The sequence below is a fragment of the Caulobacter sp. UC70_42 genome (genome assembly GCF_044056025.1).
Lineage (GTDB): Bacteria > Pseudomonadota > Alphaproteobacteria > Caulobacterales > Caulobacteraceae > Caulobacter.
The window spans coordinates 2,668,074-2,684,954 of sequence record NZ_CP171994.1 but is presented as its reverse complement, the minus strand read 5'-3'; the positions used below and the strand labels follow the sequence as shown (position 1 = coordinate 2,684,954).

Annotated in this window: 11 protein-coding genes and 3 pseudogenes; 10 read left to right on the top strand and 4 right to left on the bottom strand. The window is 67.4% G+C overall.

Annotation, left to right across the window (positions count from 1 at the left end):
* Nucleotides 1-241: 241 nt before the first annotated feature.
* Nucleotides 242-1,127, bottom strand: a pseudogene (locus ACHMW8_RS13530) (crotonase/enoyl-CoA hydratase family protein).
* 123 nt (nt 1,128-1,250) lie between these two features.
* Here ACHMW8_RS13530 and ACHMW8_RS13525 point away from each other — a divergent pair.
* Nucleotides 1,251-2,675: a S41 family peptidase gene (locus ACHMW8_RS13525; RefSeq protein WP_395445818.1), complete on the top strand. Its 1,425-nt coding sequence runs from the start codon at nt 1,251-1,253 to the stop codon at nt 2,673-2,675.
* Between the two features lie 4 nt (nt 2,676-2,679).
* Here the strand turns inward: ACHMW8_RS13525 and ACHMW8_RS13520 are convergent.
* Nucleotides 2,680-4,015: pseudogene (locus ACHMW8_RS13520) on the bottom strand (cytochrome P450).
* A 177-nt stretch (nt 4,016-4,192) separates the two neighbouring features.
* On the opposite strand from ACHMW8_RS13520, the gene ACHMW8_RS13515 reads away from it, so the two are divergent.
* The 6 genes from ACHMW8_RS13515 (at nt 4,193) to ACHMW8_RS13490 (ending at nt 10,942) form a co-directional block, all read left to right on the top strand.
* Nucleotides 4,193-5,860: a GMC family oxidoreductase gene (locus tag ACHMW8_RS13515; RefSeq protein WP_395445817.1), complete on the top strand. Its 1,668-nt coding sequence runs from the start codon at nt 4,193-4,195 to the stop codon at nt 5,858-5,860.
* Between the two features lie 18 nt (nt 5,861-5,878).
* The gene (locus ACHMW8_RS13510) at nt 5,879-7,417 is read left to right on the top strand and encodes an acyl-CoA synthetase (RefSeq protein ID WP_395445816.1); all 1,539 of its coding nucleotides are present in this window, start codon (nt 5,879-5,881) and stop codon (nt 7,415-7,417) included.
* Between the two features lie 69 nt (nt 7,418-7,486).
* Nucleotides 7,487-8,500: a GSU2403 family nucleotidyltransferase fold protein gene (locus ACHMW8_RS13505; RefSeq protein ID WP_395445815.1), complete on the top strand. Its 1,014-nt coding sequence runs from the start codon at nt 7,487-7,489 to the stop codon at nt 8,498-8,500.
* 50 nt (nt 8,501-8,550) lie between these two features.
* On the top strand, nt 8,551-9,885 hold the full coding sequence (locus ACHMW8_RS13500; protein ID WP_395445814.1) for an Nramp family divalent metal transporter: 1,335 nt from the start codon (nt 8,551-8,553) through the stop codon (nt 9,883-9,885).
* A gap of 67 nt (nt 9,886-9,952) precedes the next feature.
* Nucleotides 9,953-10,402, top strand: coding sequence for a MaoC family dehydratase (locus ACHMW8_RS13495; RefSeq protein WP_125156076.1), 450 nt, complete (start codon nt 9,953-9,955; stop codon nt 10,400-10,402).
* A 63-nt stretch (nt 10,403-10,465) separates the two neighbouring features.
* A complete protein-coding gene (locus ACHMW8_RS13490; protein WP_395445813.1) occupies nt 10,466-10,942 on the top strand; it encodes an OsmC family protein in 477 nt (158 codons plus the stop codon).
* A 61-nt stretch (nt 10,943-11,003) separates the two neighbouring features.
* Here ACHMW8_RS13490 and ACHMW8_RS13485 read toward each other — a convergent pair.
* Both ACHMW8_RS13485 and ACHMW8_RS13480 read right to left on the bottom strand, forming a co-directional pair.
* Nucleotides 11,004-11,200 (bottom strand): annotated as a pseudogene (locus tag ACHMW8_RS13485) (CsbD family protein).
* A gap of 74 nt (nt 11,201-11,274) precedes the next feature.
* A complete protein-coding gene (locus ACHMW8_RS13480) occupies nt 11,275-12,123 on the bottom strand; it encodes a serine protease (protein WP_125156073.1) in 849 nt (282 codons plus the stop codon).
* Between the two features lie 132 nt (nt 12,124-12,255).
* Between ACHMW8_RS13480 and ACHMW8_RS13475 the strand changes: the two genes are divergently transcribed.
* From ACHMW8_RS13475 to ACHMW8_RS13465, 3 genes are all read left to right on the top strand, one after another.
* Nucleotides 12,256-14,442, top strand: a complete 2,187-nt coding sequence (locus tag ACHMW8_RS13475) for a S9 family peptidase (RefSeq protein ID WP_395445812.1) — start codon at nt 12,256-12,258, stop codon at nt 14,440-14,442.
* Nucleotides 14,439-14,993 (top strand): GNAT family N-acetyltransferase, encoded by a 555-nt coding sequence (locus tag ACHMW8_RS13470; protein WP_395445811.1) that lies wholly within the window; start codon nt 14,439-14,441, stop codon nt 14,991-14,993. The genes ACHMW8_RS13475 and ACHMW8_RS13470 overlap by 4 nt, the downstream gene beginning before the upstream one ends.
* Nucleotides 14,994-15,065: 72 nt before the next feature.
* Complete coding sequence (locus tag ACHMW8_RS13465; protein ID WP_395445810.1) at nt 15,066-16,868, top strand: ATP-binding protein; 1,803 nt, start codon at nt 15,066-15,068, stop codon at nt 16,866-16,868.
* The last annotated feature ends 13 nt before the right edge of the window (nt 16,869-16,881 follow it).

The following is a 16,881-nucleotide window of genomic DNA, read 5'->3' as shown; positions in this document are numbered from 1 at the left end:
GCAGGTCGGCGGTCATCGAGCGCTCGAAGGCGTTGATCCTGCTGGTTGGCAGGCAGACTACGTCGGCCAGCCGCTTCAGCAGGGCCGTGCGCGAGCGCGGCGCGGCCCTCGGGGCCTCCGGCTCGGGAAACGACGACAGGGACGCGGGCTCGCTCATCGCATTGACAAGATCAGATCGTGCTTAACGGCTGGTGAGCGAAGGGCGCGACAAACTCACCAAGACGCGCTTGGCGGATCTCGCTTAGCGGAACTGGGGCTCCTCCCATTCCGGCCAGATGTCCGGCAGGTCGGTCGAGACCTTGTTGGGATAGACCGGCGCGCGCTTTTCGAGGAACGAGGTCACGCCCTCCTTGGCGTCGCCGGACGAACCCCGCGACTGGATCGCTCGGCTGTCGGCCTTGTGGGCCTCCATCGGATGCGAGGCGCCAGCCATGCGCCACAGCAGCTGCCGGGTCAGGGCGACCGAGACGGGGGCGGTGTTGTCGGCGATTTCGCGCGCCAGGGCGCGGGCGGCGGGCAGCAGATCCTCGGGCGCGTGCAGCGAGCGGACGAGACCCTTCTCCAGAGCTTCCGACGCCGGGAACACGCGGCCGGTGTAGCACCACTCCAGCGCCGTCTGCAGTCCGACCAGGCGCGGCAGGAACCAGCTGGAGGCGGCTTCCGGATTGATGCCCCGGCGGGCGAAGACGAAGCCGAACTTGGCCTCGGTCGAGGCCAGGCGAATGTCCATCGGCAGCTGCATGGTCACGCCGACGCCCACCGCAGCGCCGTTGATCGCGCCGATGATCGGCTTGAGGCTGTCGTACATCCGCAGGGTCACGCGACCGCCGCCGTCGCGATAGATGTCGCCGACCTTGCCCTCTTCACGCTCCAGCGCCTGGGGCGAGGTGCGGTCGAAGGTGGCTCCGCCAGCGCCGAGATCCGCGCCGGCGCAGAACGCCCGCCCAGCGCCGGTCATGATCACCACCTTAACCGCGTCGTCGGCGTCGGTGACGTCCAGCACCTCCAGCAGGTCCTTCATCATCCGGGCGGTGAAGGCGTTCATCCGCTCCGGACGGTTCAGGGTGATCGTCGCGATCCCGTCCTCGAACGTCATACAGCAGGGTCTCAAAGGTCGGATTGGACATGGCGGCCTCCCTGGCCTTTTGGTCGCTCGCGGATCGACTCTCGTCGCTTCAAACGATCGTATGACCGAGAGAACCTTGCAAACAACTTTTCACGACCGCAAGTTGCCGCGAGGGGAGATCTTCATGAAACGTCTCGGTGCTTGGGCGCTGGCGGCGATCGCCCTGGCGATGACGGAGCCGTGTTCGACGGCCGCTGCCCAGGACTGGAAGGCGCTGACGCGCGCCGACCTCGCCTCGGCCGCCGGCCTGATCCGCGACAACCATCCGGCCATGGTCCCGGCGATCGGCGACAAGGACTTTGTCGCCCGCTTCGACGCCAGCCTGGCGAAGGCGACCGCGCGACTGGACAAGGTCGAGGACGCCGACGGCATGGCCGCCGTGCTGCGCGGATTTCGCAGCCGGTCTCGGCGACGACCACATCGCATGGGCGAAGTCCGGCGGCGGCCAGCTGAAGGCCTGGCCGGGCTTCGTCGTCACGCGCCAGGGCCAGGACCTGCTGGTGACCATCACCGGCCCCGGGCGCCGCCGGCCGGCGCGAAGCTCGTGGACTGCGACGGCGTCCCGGCCCCGGCGCTGTTACGCCAGCGCACTGCCGACCGCGTGCCCGACCCGGACATCGACGCCCAGCTGACCATCAACTCTATCTGGGTCGTACTGGACGACGGCAACCCCTTCATCTCCCGCCCCAGGACCTGCCGCTTCCAGGCCGAGGGCCATATGCTGGAACACACCCTGGCCTACCGCCCCGCGACGCCTGCCGACCTGCAGCGGATCCGCGATGAGCGGAAGTTCTTTGGTCATGCCGGCTTCGGCGTGCGCCAGGTGGGCCAGGCCTGGTGGATCGCGATGGAGTCCCTGAACGATTCCGCCCCTGCCGTGCTGGACGCGGCCAAGGCCCGGCAGGCGCAACTTCGCACCGCGCCGCTGGTGGTGATCGATCTGCGCGGCAACGGCGGCGGCAACTCGCTCTATGGCGACCGCCTGGCCGAGATCCTCCTGGGCGAGGCCCCGCTGAAGCAGGTTCGTAGCGGCGGGAGCGGCCGCGCCTGCGCGCCCGTCTGGCGGGCCTCGCCGGACAACCGCAAGACCTTGGACCTCTACGCCGCCAAGTTCGCCGACGACGCCGACGCCTGGCGCATGGAAGCCGCGCGCATGGACGCCGCCCTGGCCGCCGGCCAGCCCCTGACAGGTCCGGTCGACGGCTGTGAAGTGGTCGAGCGGCGCGCGCCGCCTCCCGCCCATCCGCTGTTCGCGGGCAAGCTGGTCGTGGTCACTGACGTGGCCTGCTTCAGCTCCTGCCCGCTGGTGGTCAAGCGCTTGAGGAGCCTAGGCGCGATCCAGGTCGGGACGGCCACCAACGCGCCGACCCGCTACATGGAGGTGCGGGCGATCGACCTGCCTTCGGGACTGGGCCGCTTCACCACCATGCAGAAGGCCGCCGTCTCCTCGCCGCCCATGATCGGGCCGTACAGCCCGGACATCGCGTTCACGGGAGACATCAGCGACACCAAGGCCCTGGAAGCCTGGATTCCCTCGGCGGTCCGGTAGCCGGTTAGCCCCGCTTCACGCCCAGCTTGCTGATGGCGTGGACGAAATTGTTCGGCGCGATCTCGATGGTCCCTGTCCAGCCCAGATCTGGGAAACGGGCCAGGATCTGGCGGTAGGCCTCCTCCAGCTGGATCTGGGCCACGCGCTTGCCGATGCAGGTGTGGGGCCCATAGCCGAAGGCGATGTGCTTGGCCGCGTTGGCGCGCGTAACGTCCAGCTGGTCAGGATTCTCGAACATGGCCGGGTCGCGGTTGGCGGCGCCGTAGTACATGACGACCTTCTCGCCCTCGCGGATCAGTTGGCCGTCGACCTCGACATCGCGGGTGGCCGTGCGGCGCATGTAGATCACCGGGCTGACCATGCGGATGAACTCGTCGACCGCGCCGGGCAGCAGGGACGGATCGCCGATCAGCTTGCGCTTCTGGTCCGGGAACTCGGTCAGCAGCTTCATCGCGCCCGACAGGGTGTTGCGGGTGGTGTCGTTGCCGGCGAACACGATCAGCAGCCACGAGCCGTCGAGATATTCGTCGGCCAGGAGGGCGCCATCGACCTGGGCCCGCGCGATGGCGGTCATCAGGTCTTCCTTCGGGTCTTCGCGACGCCTCTTCAGCATCATGCGGCCGTACTCGAACATCTCCTCGACGCCGCTGTTGAAGTCCTGAACGAACTGCATCAGCTCAAGCGTCGGCGTCAGCGGCCCGGCGGCGTTCTGGACGGCCAGGTCCTGAGCACGCTCCAGATAGTGCATCCACTTCAGGAAGCGGGGCCGGTCCTCCGGCGGCACGCCGAGGATCTCACACAGGGTGAACAACGGCAGGTGCGAGGAGAAGTGCTCGACCATGTCGATCTCGGCGCGATCGGCCAGCAGCGGCTCCATAGCGTCCAACAGCCGGGTGACCTCGGCTCGCACCCGCTCGGTCAGGCCGCGCAGATAGGCCGGGGTGAAGTACGGCATGTGCTCGCGGGCGCAGCTGCAGATGATGCGGCGCGTCGAGATTGATCATGGTGTCCATCGACGCCCGGAACAGCAGGGCGTGGCGCTTCTCGGGCGAGCCCATCGACATCAGGATGCCGCCGCGCTGTGACGAGAAGGTCTCCGGGTCGCCATTGACCCGCTGGACGTCCTCGTAGCGCGTCAGGGCCCAGAAGCCCGGGCCGTCGAACGGCTCCGGATGCCACATCACCGGCGCATCGGTCCGCATGCGCGCGAAGTCGGCCCAGGGCTGGCCCTTGGTGAAGCGGAAGATGTCGGCGAGATCGACCCCGCCAAGCGTCGGATAGGCCGGCGGCGCGCCGGGCCCCGCCACGCCGTCCACTACCGTCTGGCTGATCAGGTCCATATCACGCCTCCCAAGGGCGCTTGCATAAACGCCGTTCTTTCGGCCGACGATAACCCGGAAACACGTCGGACCAACGGCGCCGCGACGGCAACTTGCGCGATCGCGGATCCTGGGCGCATCCTCCAACTTAACGCCGATCACGCGGGGCACACGCGAACGGCTAAAGGGAGAGAAGCGATGACCGGGATCATCGAGGCCGACTACGTCGTCGTGGGCGCGGGCTCGGCTGGCTGCGTGCTGGCCGCGCGGCTGTCCGAGGGCGGAAAGTTCAAGGTCGTGCTGCTGGAAGCCGGCGGCGACGATCGCCCGACCAAGAACCTATCCCAGTTCGCCTCGAACCTGATGATCCACATCCCGGTCGGCTATTCGTCGACGCTGAAGGATCCCAAGGTCAACTGGCTCTACCAGACCGAACCGGACCCCGGCACCGGCGGCCGCACCCACGTCTGGCCGCGCGGCAAGGTGCTGGGCGGTTCGTCCTCGATCAACGGCCTGCTCTATATCCGCGGCCAGCACGCCGACTATGACGGCTGGCGGCAACTGGGCTGCGAGGGCTGGGGCTGGGATGACGTCGCCCCCTACTTCCGCCGCGCCGAGCACCAGGAGCGCGGGGCCTGCGACTGGCACGCCACGGGCGGGCCGCTGAACGTCTCGGACGTCACCGAGAAGAACCCGATCTCGAACGCGGTGATCGAGGCCTGCGAGCAGGCCGGCATCCCGCGCAACGACGACGTCAACGGCGCCAGCCAGGAGGGCGCGACCTACTACCAGCTGACCGTCAAGAACGGCCAGCGCTGCTCGGCCGCGGTGGCCTATCTGCACCCGGCGATGAACCGCCCCAACCTCCGGGTCGAGACCAACGCCCTGGCCGGCAAGGTGCTGTTCGAGGGCAAGCGCGCGGTCGGCGTCGAGTTCACCCAGAACGGCGTCCAGCGCGTGGCCAAGGCGCGGGCCGAGGTCATCCTGGCCGGCGGCGCGATCAACTCGCCGCAGCTGCTGCAGCTGTCGGGCGTCGGCCCCGCCGAACTGCTGATCCGCAACGGCGTCCCCGTAATCCGGGATCTGCCGGGCGTCGGCGAGAACCTGCAGGACCACTACGTGATGAGCGTGCGCTATAGGCTTAAGGCCGGCGTGGTCTCGGTCAACGAGCAGTCCAAGGGCGGCCGGCTGGCCGGCGAGGCGTTGCGCTACCTCTTCCAGCGCAAGGGCCTTCTGACCCTGTCGGCCGCGCACATCGCCGCGTTCTGCAAGTCGCGTCCGGACCTGGCTGGGCCGGATATCCAGTTCCACATCCTTCCCGCGACCATGGACCTGGACAAGCTGGTCAACGAACAGAAGATGGAGCTGGAGAACGCCCCCGGCCTGACCATCGCCCCCTGCCAGCTGCGTCCCGAGAGTCGCGGACACGTGCGGATCAAGTCGGCGGATCCGAGCGTCTACCCGACCATCTTCGCCAACTACCTGGCCGATCCTCTGGACCAGGAAGTCGCCGTGGCGGGCCTGAAGTGGGCGCGCAAGATCGGCCAGGCCGCCGCGCTGTCGCCCTATGTCGAGAGCGAGATCAATCCGGGCGGCGAGTTCACGACCGACGAGCAGCTGCTGGCCTATGCCCGCCTCTCCGGCTCGACGATCTACCACCCGGTCGGCACGTGCCAGATGGGTCAGGGCGTGATGGCCGTGGTCGACGCCCAGCTGCGCGTGCGCGGGGTCGAGGGCCTGCGCGTCGTCGACGCCTCGGTCATGCCGCGCCTCGTCTCCGGCAACACCAACGCTCCCACGATCATGATCGCCGAAAAGGCCAGCGACATGATCCGCGAAGCCGCCCGCGCGCCCGTCGCCGCCTGAGCCGAAGAGGTCCCGGACATGCACCCCTACCTCCACGCCCAGACCCAAGGCGACAAGCCCGCCTACATCATGGCCGGCTCCGGCGAGGTGGTGACCTACGCCCAGCTGGACCAGCGCTCGAACCAGGGCGCGCACCTGTTCCGGTCGCTCGGCCTGCAGCAAGGCGACGTCATCGCCATCCTGATGGAGAACAACGCCCGCTTCTTCGAGGTCGCCTGGGCGGCGCAGCGTGCGGGGCTCTACTTCGTCTGCGTCTCGACCAAGCTGACCGCCGCCGAGGTCGAATATATCCTCAAGGACTGCGGGGCGAAGGTGTTCATCACCTCCACCGCCATGGGCCCGTTGATCGACGAGGTGGCCAGGCTGGTCCCCGACCTGACCCTGTTCTCGGTCGGCGGCAAGCACGGCGCCTATGCCGACTTGGAGACGGCCCGCGCCGGCGAGCCGACCACGCTGATCGCCGACCAGAGCGCCGGTTCGGACATGCTCTACTCGTCCGGCACCACCGGCCGCCCCAAGGGCGTGAAGCCGGCCCTGAACGGCGGCCCGATCGACGCGCCCAACGCCTTGCAGATGATGGCCCAGGGGCTGTTCGGCTTTTCCGGCGACAGCGTCTACATCTCGCCCGCCCCGCTCTACCACGCCGCCCCGCTGCGCTGGTGCATGACCGTCCACAAGCTGGGCGGCACGGTGATCGTGCTGGAGAAGTTCGATCCCGAGACCGCTCTGGCCCTGATCGAGCGGCACAAGGTCAATTGCGGCCAGTTCGTCCCGACCCACTTCGTGCGGATGCTGAAGTTGCCGGAAGAGGTCCGCGCCAGGTACGACGTGTCGTCGATGAAGTCCGCGGTCCACGCGGCCGCCCCCTGCCCCATCCCGGTCAAGGAGCAGATGATCGCCTGGTGGGGTCCGGTGATCTACGAGTACTACGCCGGCACCGAGGGCAACGGCTTCTGCTGGATCAACTCCGAGAACTGGCTGACCCACAAGGGCAGCGTCGGCCAGGCGGTGCTGGGCGAACTGCGGATCTGCGACGACGCCGGCGACCCGGTCCCGCCCCGCACCGAGGGCGCGGTCTACTTCGCCAACGGCCCGGCGGTGAACTATCACAACGCCCCGGAGAAGACCGCCGAGAGCTACAACAAGCACGGCTGGACGACGCTGGGCGACGTCGGCTGGGCGGACGAGGAAGGCTTCCTCTACCTGACCGACCGCAAGAGCTTCATGATCATCTCGGGCGGGGTGAACATCTATCCGCAGGAGATCGAGAACCTGCTGATCACCCACCCCAAGGTCGCCGACGCCGCCGTGGTCGGCGCGCCCTGCGAGGAGATGGGCGAGCAGGTCGTGGCGGTCATCCAGCCCATGGACCACGCCGAGGATCAGGCGGCTCTCGCCGCCGAGCTGATGGCCTTCGCCCGCGCCAATCTCAGCCACGTGAAGTCGCCCAGGCGGATCGACTTCATGGCCGAACTGCCCCGGCACCCGACCGGCAAGCTCTACAAGCGCCTGATCCGCGACGCCTATTGGGGCAAGGGCGAGAGCCGGATCGTCTAGGTCCACCTTCCTGTTGATTTTCCGACAAGTTGCCACCACTCTATAGAAAGTGGTGGCAACGGTGATGTCGTGACCCTTCAGCGCCTGCCCTTAGCGATCCACACGAACGTCGCAGATCTGCTGGATCAGCTCCGCGCCGCGCAGATCGCCGAGTTCGGCGAGGGCGCCAGCTTCCTACGCCGCGAACGCAAGGGGCGCTTCTACTGGTATGTCCGGTCGAGGCAGGTGGATGGCGAGCGCCCCGAGCGGTATCTGGGCCCCGAAACCCCCGAATTGCTTGAAACCATCGAGCGCGCCAAGTCCCTGAGGAACGCCGCGAAGGGCCGTCGCATGCTGGTGCGCGCCCTGCGCGCGTCCGGACTTCATGCGCCGGACGACCGAACGGGCCGCATCCTCCAAACCTTGGCCCATGCTGGCGTCTTCCGCCTGCGCGCGGCGATCGTCGGCACCGTGGCCTTCCAGACCTACGGCGCCTTGCTCGGCTTCATCCTGCCTGCTCAGGCCGTGCGGACCGGCGACCTCGACATCGCCCAGGACTATGGGATCTCGACGGCGCTGGACGACGGCCTGGACCGGTCGTTCCTGGACGTCCTGCGCGCAGCCGACACGGCCTTCTCGCCCGTGCCCAAGCTGGATCCCAGCAAGAGCGCGACCTACCGCACGCCCGACGGCTACGCGGTCGACGTGCTGACCACCAGCCGGAACGCAGGCGACGAAGAGACATCACGCCTTGATGCATTAAAGACAGACGCCACGCCCCTGCGCTTCCTCGATTTCTTGCTGCGAGAAACCATCGAAGCCGCCGTGCTGCATGGCGACGGCGTGCTGGTGCGCGTTCCCGCCCCGGCGCGCTACGCGGTCCACAAGCTAATCATCTCGCGCAAACGCAGCCAGGCCAACCCGAAGCGGCGGAAGGACCTCGAACAGGCGACGGCGCTGATCGGAGCCCTGGCCCAGGACGACCCCTTCGCCCTCCGTGACGCCTATGTCGAGGCCCGCGAGCGCGGCGAGACGTGGCGGACCCTGCTGGACGAGGCCGTCAGCCTGCTGCCCCAGACCGCACGCGCGGCGTTGGAGCGCTAAGCCGCGCCTTTGGTTCTATACGTGCGGCGAATCCACGCTAACGCTTGGCCATGCTCGCCGCCCTGCTCGACCGCCTTCCCAAGACCGCCACCGCGCCATTCTGTCCGGCGGAGGTTCGGGGCGCGGTCGCCGTGCCCGATGGCCTGCCGACCTGGAAGCGGATGCTGCGGGTCGCCGGGCCTGGCCTGCTGGTCAGCGTCGGTTACATGGACCCAGGCAACTGGGCGACCGACATCGAGGCCGGCTCGCGCTACGGAACGTCGCTGCTGTTCGTCGTGGTTCTGTCGAGCCTGGCGGCGATCGTGCTGCAGACCCTGTCGATGCGACTGGGCCTGGTCACGGGCAAGGACCTGGCCCGCATGTCGCGCGAACGGTTCGGGCCGCGCACGGTCAAGGTCCAGTGGCTGCTGGCCGAACTGGCCATCATCGCCTGCGACATCGCCGAGGTGCTGGGTTCGGCCCTGGCCTTCAAGCTGCTGCTGGGCATACCGCTGTGGGGCGGGGTGCTGCTGACCGCGCTGGACACGGTCATCGTGCTGGGCCTCAAGGGCAAGGGCTTCCGGCAGCTGGAGGCGATCATCCTGGGCCTGATCTCGACGATCGGGATCTGTTTCGCGGTCCAGCTGATCCTGGCTCCGCCCAATGCCGGCGACGTCGCGCGGGGTCTCGTTCCATCGCTGGACGCGCTGAAACAGGGCAACGCTCTCTATCTGGCGATCGGCATCCTGGGCGCGACGATCATGCCGCATAACCTCTACCTGCACTCGGCGATCGTTCAGACCCGGGTGACGCCGGCCGACGAGGCGGGCAAGCGGGCCGCCCTTCGCCTGTCGACCCTCGACACCGTCGTGTCGCTGGCCCTGGCGCTGTTCATCAACGCCGCCATCCTGATCCTGGCGGCCTCGGCCTTCCACCGCTCGGGCCTGACCGAGGTGGCCGGCATCGAGGAGGCCCAACAACTGCTGGCCCCGGTCACCGGCGGCGCGTTGGCCGGCGTGCTGTTCGCCATCGCCCTGTTCGCCTCGGGCCAGAGCTCGACCTTCACCGGCACCATCGCCGGCCAGGTGATCCTGGAGGGGTTCCTGGACCTGAAAATCCCTTGCTGGCAGCGGCGACTGATCACCCGCGGTCTGGCCATCGTCCCGGCCCTGATCGGCGTGCTGACCCTGGGCGAACACTCGGTCGGCAAGCTGCTGGTGCTGACCCAGGTGGTCCTCTCGGCTCAGCTGCCGTTCGCCATCTGGCCGCTGCTGCGCTTCACCGACGACAAGGCGCTGATGGGCGTCTTCGCCAATGGCTGGCTGACCAAGATCGTCGCTTGGTTCCTGTTCGTGGTGATCTCGGCGGCGAATGTCTGGCTGGTGGTTTCGACCTTCTCCGGTTGACCCGCGACGTCCGGACTGGTCTCTATCCGAACAACTGTTTGCCAGATCGTTTTGGGGAGAAAACACCATGAAGGAAGTCGCCTACGCCGACGTCGCCAGCCTGGTCGGCCAGGAGATCGGCGTGTCAGACTGGGTCGAGGTCACCCAGGAGCGCGTCAACCTGTTCGCCGAGGCCACCGGCGACCACCAGTGGATCCACGTCGACGTCGAGCGCGCCACCCGGGAGATCGGCGGCCCGATCGCTCACGGCTACCTGACCCTGTCGCTGATCCCGATGCTGGGCGCGGACATCCTGCGCGTCACCGGCGTCACACGCGGTATCAACTATGGCTGCGACAAGGTCCGCTTCACCGGCATGGTCCGGGTCGGCAAGCGCGTGCGCATGCGCCAGAAGCTGCTGTCGGCCGAGCCCAAGTCGGGCGGCCTGCAGATGAAGAACGAATGCACGATCGAGATCGAGGGCGAGGAGCGCCCGGCGTGCGTGGCCGAGACGATCTCGGTGATCTACGGAGCATAGGTCGCCCACGACCCTCGGACCGCCGGAATCGCGCTAAGCGTCGAGCGGTCCGAGGAGCGTCTCATGGCCAAGCAACACGACTATACCAGCCTGATCGAATGGACCGGCGACCGGGGCCAGGGGACGAAGACCTATAGCGGCTACGACCGCACCTGGACCATCGCCACGCCCGGCAAGCCGCCGGTGCCCTGTTCCAACGACCCGCTGCTGGGCGGCGACCCGACGCTGCACAATCCCGAAGACCTGCTGCTGTCCTCGCTGAGCGCCTGCCACATGCTGTGGTACCTGCACCTGGCCTCGGTCGCCGGGATCGTGGTGCGCGGCTACCGCGACCAGCCGATCGGCGTCGGCGAGAGCACGGCCGACGGCGCTGGCCGCTTCCTGAGCGCCACTCTGAAGCCGCACATCAGGGTGGAACGCGGCGCGGACCTGGCCAAGGCCGACGCCATCCATCACGAGATCCACAAGGTCTGCTTCATCGCCAGATCGGTGAACTTCCCGGTGACCTATGCGGCGACCTACGAGGAAGCGGCCGACTAACGGACGGCTCGGCCCAAACGCGAAACGGCCGCCGGATCGCTCCGGCGGCCGCTTCGGTCAGTCATAGGCGGGTGTTCATTTCTTGATGGCGTCGCCGACCTTGTCCTGAACCTTGCCCACCTTGTTCTGGATGTCGCCCTTGACCTTCTGGGCCGCGCCCTCGGCTTCGAGGCGTTCGTTGTCCGTGGCCTTGCCGACGGCTTCCTTGGCGGCGCCCACGCCCTTGTCGATAGCGCCTTCGACACGATTGGTGCTCATGGCTTACTCCTGCGGTTGCTGGTGTTGCGTTGCAGAAGAAACGGGTCGGGCGCGGGTCTAGTTCCCCTTAAAGCCTAGTGCGAAGCGCCCATCGCGTTGGCCGAGACCGCCACCGCCGGGATCGCGCCCGGGATGGGCGTCTCGGGTTTCGATAGCCGCGCCTGGGTCACCGGCGAGCCGGGAACCTTGTCCAGCAGGGCCAGGGTCTCCCGGATGAACTTGGCGTGGGTGACGATGCCGATCTCCAGACGCTCGCCCGAAAGCTCGACCTGCTGGGTCAGGAGGCCGGCCACGAACTGGACCTCCTGGCTTTCGCTGGCGCCCGGCCGTCGGCGCGCGCCCTCGGCCATGAACACCGGTCCGCCCGAATTGCCGGGGAACACCGAAAAGTCCATCAGGAAGGTCGGAAAATTGGTCGCCGGCGCCAGAGGATAGCTGGCCACGCGGCCCGAACGCAGGATCGGGAAGCCGGCCGGGTTCGCGGAGAGACCGCGCGGGAAGCCCAGGGCCATCATCTCGTCGCCAGGGCCGAGGGCGTATTTGTTGAAGGTGTCGTCCTGGGCCAGGTAGTTGATCGGGATGGCGGCCTTGACGAACTCGGGCGGCGCCTCGACCACCATGACCGCGACGTCGCGGGTCGGGTGCTTGACCCACAGCGGATGGTCGCCGTCGCGGATCTTCAGGGTCTCGGGATCGAAGCGCCACACGCCGTCGCCGCCTTCGATGCGGTAGCCGACCTTGGCCGACACCGAGGGCATCTTGTCGAACACGTGGGCGGCGGTGACCAGGATGGTTCGCGGCTTGCCGTCAGGGGTCGGGTCGGAGATCAGAAAGCCGGTGCCGACCGTCCGCGTGCCGTCGCCCAGCGGCTGTTCAATCTGGACCGTCGCCTTGATCAGGTCGACCGACAGATCCCAGGCCATATCGCCCCCTTGGTTACGCTTAACTCGACTACTCGCCCGACTACCGAGTGAGTTTGACCACAGGATTCTCGCGCCGCAAGTTGTCGTTCTGCCGCAGTCGCGCGTTAGAGCCTGTTGGGGAAAATTCTGGCCATGAACCGGCGACAGATGATGACGAGCGCGGCTGCGACGCTTACGTCATCCCCCATAGTCCTCCCTGAAATAGCTTTCGGATCCGCCATGTCCTCAGACGCAGCCCGCCCCGTTCCCCCGGTCGCGCGCAAGATCCCCAAGACGATCGAGCAACTGGGGCGCACCCGCGTCGACGACTATGCCTGGATGAAGGACGACAACTGGCAGAGGGTTCTGCGCGACCCGGCCCTGATCAAGGCCGACGTCAAGGCGCACCTGACCGAGGAGAACGCCTACGCCAAGGCCATGCTCGCCTCGACCGAAGCGCTGCAGGCGACAATGTTCGAGGAGATGAAGGGGCGCATCAAGGAGGACGACGCCAGCGTCCCCGCCAAGGACGGTCCCTTCGAGTTCTACACCCGCTTCGAGAAGGGCGCTCAGCACCCGATCCACGCTCGCAAGCCAATCGGCGGCGGCGCCGAGGAGATCCTGCTCGACGAGGAGACCGAGTCCAAGGGCAAGGCCTTCTATCAGGTCGGCGCGGCCAGCCATTCGCCAGACCACAAGCTCTACGCCTTCGCTGTCGACGAGCAGGGTTCGGAAGTCTACCGCGTCCATGTCAAGGAGCTGGCGACCGGCAAGGTCCTGGAAAGTCCGGTCGAGAGCTCCACCGGCGACTTCTGTTTCTCGCCCGACAGCCAGTGGCTGTACTGGACGTTCCGCGACGACAACGGCCGCCCGGCCAAGATCTATCGTCGCCCGGCCAAGGGGACGGCTCAGGACGACGTGCTGATCTATGACGAGCCCGACGAGGGTTTCTTCATTGGCGTCGGCGTCACCAGCTCCGAGAAGTACGTCGTCATCTCGTGCGGCAACCAGGAAACCAGCGAGAACCTGCTGATCCCGGCCGCCACGCCGACCGCGACGCCGGTCGTCTTCCACCCGCGCGAGGTGGGCGTCCGCTACGAGGTCGAGCACTGGAACGACCACTGGGTGATCCGCACCAACGCCGACGGCGCCGTCGACTGGAAGCTGGTTACCTGCCCCGAGACCGCCACCGGCAAGGCGAACTGGAAAGACTGGATCGCCCACAAGCCGGGCCGCCTGATCTCCGGGACCATGGCCTTCAAGGCCTGGTTCGTGCGGCTGGAGAAGGTGGACGCCCTGAACCAGGTCGTGGTCACCGCCGTGAACGGCGACGAGCACACCATCGGCTTCGATGAGGCGGCCTACGCGCTCAGCCTCGAGGGGGGCTACGAGTACGACACCGACAACCTGCGCTTCGTCTACAACTCGATGACCACGCCCCGGCAGTGGTTCGACTACGACATGGCTTCGCGCCAGCGCACCCTGCGCAAGACCCAGGAGATCCCGTCAGGCCACGACCCGGCCCAGTACGAGACCCGCCGCCTGAACGCCAAGGCCAGCGACGGGACCGACGTGCCGGTGTTCATCCTGATGAAGAAGGGAACCCCGCTGGACGGCTCGGCCCCGCTGCTGCTGTACGGCTACGGCAGCTACGGCATCGCCATGGAGCCCAGCTTCTCGATCCGGAACCTCAGCCTTGTCGACCGCGGCTGGATCTGGGCCACGGCCTGCCCGCGCGGCGGCTCGGAAAAGGGGTGGGGCTGGTTCCTGGACGGCAAGAAGTTCAAGAAGAAGAACACCTTCACCGACTTCATCGCCTGCGCCGAGCACCTGCACGCGGCCGGTTACGGCGCGCCTTCGAACACGGTCGCCTATGGCGGCTCGGCCGGCGGCCTGCTGATGGGCGCCATCACCAACATGCGGCCGGACCTGTTCGCCGGGATCATCGCCGCCGTGCCCTTTGTCGACGTGGTCAACACCATGAGCGACACGTCCCTGCCCCTGACCCCGCCGGAATGGCCCGAGTGGGGCAATCCGCTGGAGGACAAGGAGGCCTACGACTACATCGCCAGCTACTCGCCGTACGACAACGTCTCGGCCAAGCCCTATCCGGCCGTGCTGGCCACCGGCGGTCTCTCGGATCCTCGCGTCACCTACTGGGAACCCGAGAAGTGGGTCGCCAAGCTCCGCGACTTCACAACCAGCAGCAATCCCGTTCTGCTGAAGATCAATATGGACGCCGGCCATGGCGGGGCCTCGGGACGCTTCGATTTCCTCAAGGAGATCGCGCTCGACTACGCCTTCGCCGTCTGGGCGGTGGAAAAGGGCTGGTCGAAATGAGTTCCGTCGTTATCCGCCCTTCCGTCGACGCAGACCTTCCCGCCATCACCGAAATCTACGCCTGGAACGTCTTGAACGGTCTGGGCACGTTCGAAGAGAGTCCGCCGGACCAGGCCGAGATGACCCGCCGCCGCGCGAACTTCCTGGATCGCGGCCTGCCCTATCTGGTCGCCGAGGTGGACGGCGAGGTCGTCGGCTACTGCTACGCCGGCCCGTTCCGCCTGCGCGCGGCCTATCGCTACACGGTCGAGGACAGCGTCTATGTTTCGCCCAAGGCGGTCGGCAAGGGCGTCGGTCGGGCGCTGCTGGAGGCGTTGATCGTACGTTGCGAAGCCTTGGGTCTGCGGCAAATGTGCGCCGTGATCGGCGACAGCGGCAACACCGCGTCGATCGGCCTGCACACGGCGCTTGGCTTTGAAAAGAAAGGTGTTTTCCCGGACATGGGCCACAAGTTCGGCCGCTGGGTCGACCTGGTGTGGATGCAGCGCCCTTTGAACGGCGGCGGCGCGACCCCGCCGGACGCCCCCGGTATGGCCCTCAGCGGAGTCTAATACCGACGTTCGAAGCAAGGCTTAACTAGTCTTCGTCTAGGATCCCGCTCTGGGGATGATCGAGGACAGGTTGTGACCGCTTCGAAAGCCAAGCAAACGCGACCGGAAAAGGTCGCTCTGATGCGCGCCTATGTGCCGATCGTCAGCGGCTACTTGTTCGCGACCTCGATCTACTATGCGCTCATCAGCGTCTCTCACCCCTTCTACGAGACCGGCCTAGCGCTCGTCGTTCTGGAAGGTCTGTCCGTCGCCGCCGGTCTCTACGCCGTGTGCGCCTGGGTCCTGCTGCGCCGGGGCCGGATCATGGGCCTGCCGCTTGAGGCGCTGACCCTGGGCATGAACGCCCTCTTCTTGATCAACACCGTGGCCTACCAGACCCTGCACTTCGAGGCGCAGAAGCTGGTCTATTTCGTGCTGATGGCCCTGGTCTTCGCGACCTCCGCGCCTAGCCGGCGTGTCGCGATGATCAGCGCGACCGCCGCGATCACCGGGCTCCTGTGGATGACCCGCCATGTCCCGCCGGAGAGCGTCGATCAGTTCCTCTATGTCGGCGTGGCCGGGGCCTTCGCGGCGGCCGGCATGTCGACCCTGATGCGCGGCGTCGTCGGCCGCGAAGTGCGCGCGCGCCTGGCCAGCGAGACCCTGACCGCCGAGCTGCAGCGCGAGCTGACCGAGAACCGCCGCCTGAGGACCGAAGCCCAGGCGCTGGCCTTGGCCGCCGAGACCGCCAATCGCGCCAAGACCGAATTCCTGGCCACCATGAGCCACGAGATCCGCACCCCGCTGAACGGCGTGCTGGGCATGGCCCAGATCATGGGCGCCGGCGACCTCTCGCCCGACCAGCGCCAACGCCTGGAGACCATCACCGCCTCGGGCCAGTCGCTGCTGGGCGTGATCAACGCCATCCTCGACATCTCCAAGATCGAGGCTGGCAAGATGGACATCCAGCCCGCTCCGTTCGACCTCTGCGCCCAGCTCAACGCGCTGCGCCAGCTCTATGGCGGCCTGGCGCGCGACAAGGACCTGGCGTTCAGTCTGGAGGTCGCGCCTGACGCTGGCGGCTGGCGCCTGGGCGACGCCGAGCGCCTGCGCCAGGTGCTGTCGAACCTGATCTCCAACGCCGTCAAATTCACCGAGGCCGGCGCGGTGCGGGTCATTGTCGAGGGCGACGCCACGACGCTGACCGCGCGCGTGATCGACACCGGTGTCGGCATCCCCGAGGACCAGCGCGACCGTCTCTTCACCAAGTTCGCCCAGTTGGACAGCTCCAGCACCCGCCAGGCCGGCGGCTCGGGCCTGGGCCTGGCGATCTGCAAGACCCTGACCGAACTGATGGGCGGCGCGATCGCCTTCTCGGCTCCAGCCGAAGGCGGCGCCTGCTTCACCCTTGTCCTGCCGATGGCCAAGGCCGCTCCCGCTCCGACCCTCGACATCGCCACGCCCGAGCTCGAAGACAAGGCTGGCGCGCCGCGAATTCTGGTCGTTGACGACAACCAGACGAACCGCGCCGTGCTGCTGACCCTGCTGAGCCATCTGGGCGTCGACGGCCACTTCGCCGTGGACGGCCGCGACGCGGTGGCGATGTGGGAAACCGACCGCTGGGACGCGATCCTGATGGACGTGCACATGCCGGTCATGGACGGCGTCGAGGCCAGCAAGGCCATCCGCGAGGGCGAGCGCAGGACGGGTCGGCCTCGCACCCCGATCATCGCCGTGACCGCCAGCGTGCTGACCCATGAGCGGACGCTCTACGCCGACGCCGGCATGGACGCCATGGTGCCCAAGCCGGTCGAAGTTCCGCGCCTGGTCGAGGCCCTGGCCCGGGCTCTGGAGATCACGGAGGTCGACGAGACCGAAGGACGCGGGGCGGCCTGAGCTTGCTGAAGAG

Bases quoted from the DNA above. Each gene is read 5' to 3' on its own strand.
- ACHMW8_RS13480 (WP_125156073.1), bottom strand. From the start codon at position 12,123: ATGGCCTGGGATCTGTCGGTCGACCTGATCAAGGCGACGGTCCAGATT.
- ACHMW8_RS13500 (WP_395445814.1), top strand. From the start codon at position 8,551: ATGCTCGCCGCCCTGCTCGACCGCCTTCCCAAGACCGCCACCGCGCCA.
- ACHMW8_RS13490 (WP_395445813.1), top strand. From the start codon at position 10,466: ATGGCCAAGCAACACGACTATACCAGCCTGATCGAATGGACCGGCGAC.
- ACHMW8_RS13475 (WP_395445812.1), top strand. From the start codon at position 12,256: ATGAACCGGCGACAGATGATGACGAGCGCGGCTGCGACGCTTACGTCA.
- ACHMW8_RS13495 (WP_125156076.1), top strand. From the start codon at position 9,953: ATGAAGGAAGTCGCCTACGCCGACGTCGCCAGCCTGGTCGGCCAGGAG.
- ACHMW8_RS13470 (WP_395445811.1), top strand. From the start codon at position 14,439: ATGAGTTCCGTCGTTATCCGCCCTTCCGTCGACGCAGACCTTCCCGCC.
- ACHMW8_RS13515 (WP_395445817.1), top strand. From the start codon at position 4,193: ATGACCGGGATCATCGAGGCCGACTACGTCGTCGTGGGCGCGGGCTCG.
- ACHMW8_RS13525 (WP_395445818.1), top strand. From the start codon at position 1,251: ATGAAACGTCTCGGTGCTTGGGCGCTGGCGGCGATCGCCCTGGCGATG.
- ACHMW8_RS13510 (WP_395445816.1), top strand. From the start codon at position 5,879: ATGCACCCCTACCTCCACGCCCAGACCCAAGGCGACAAGCCCGCCTAC.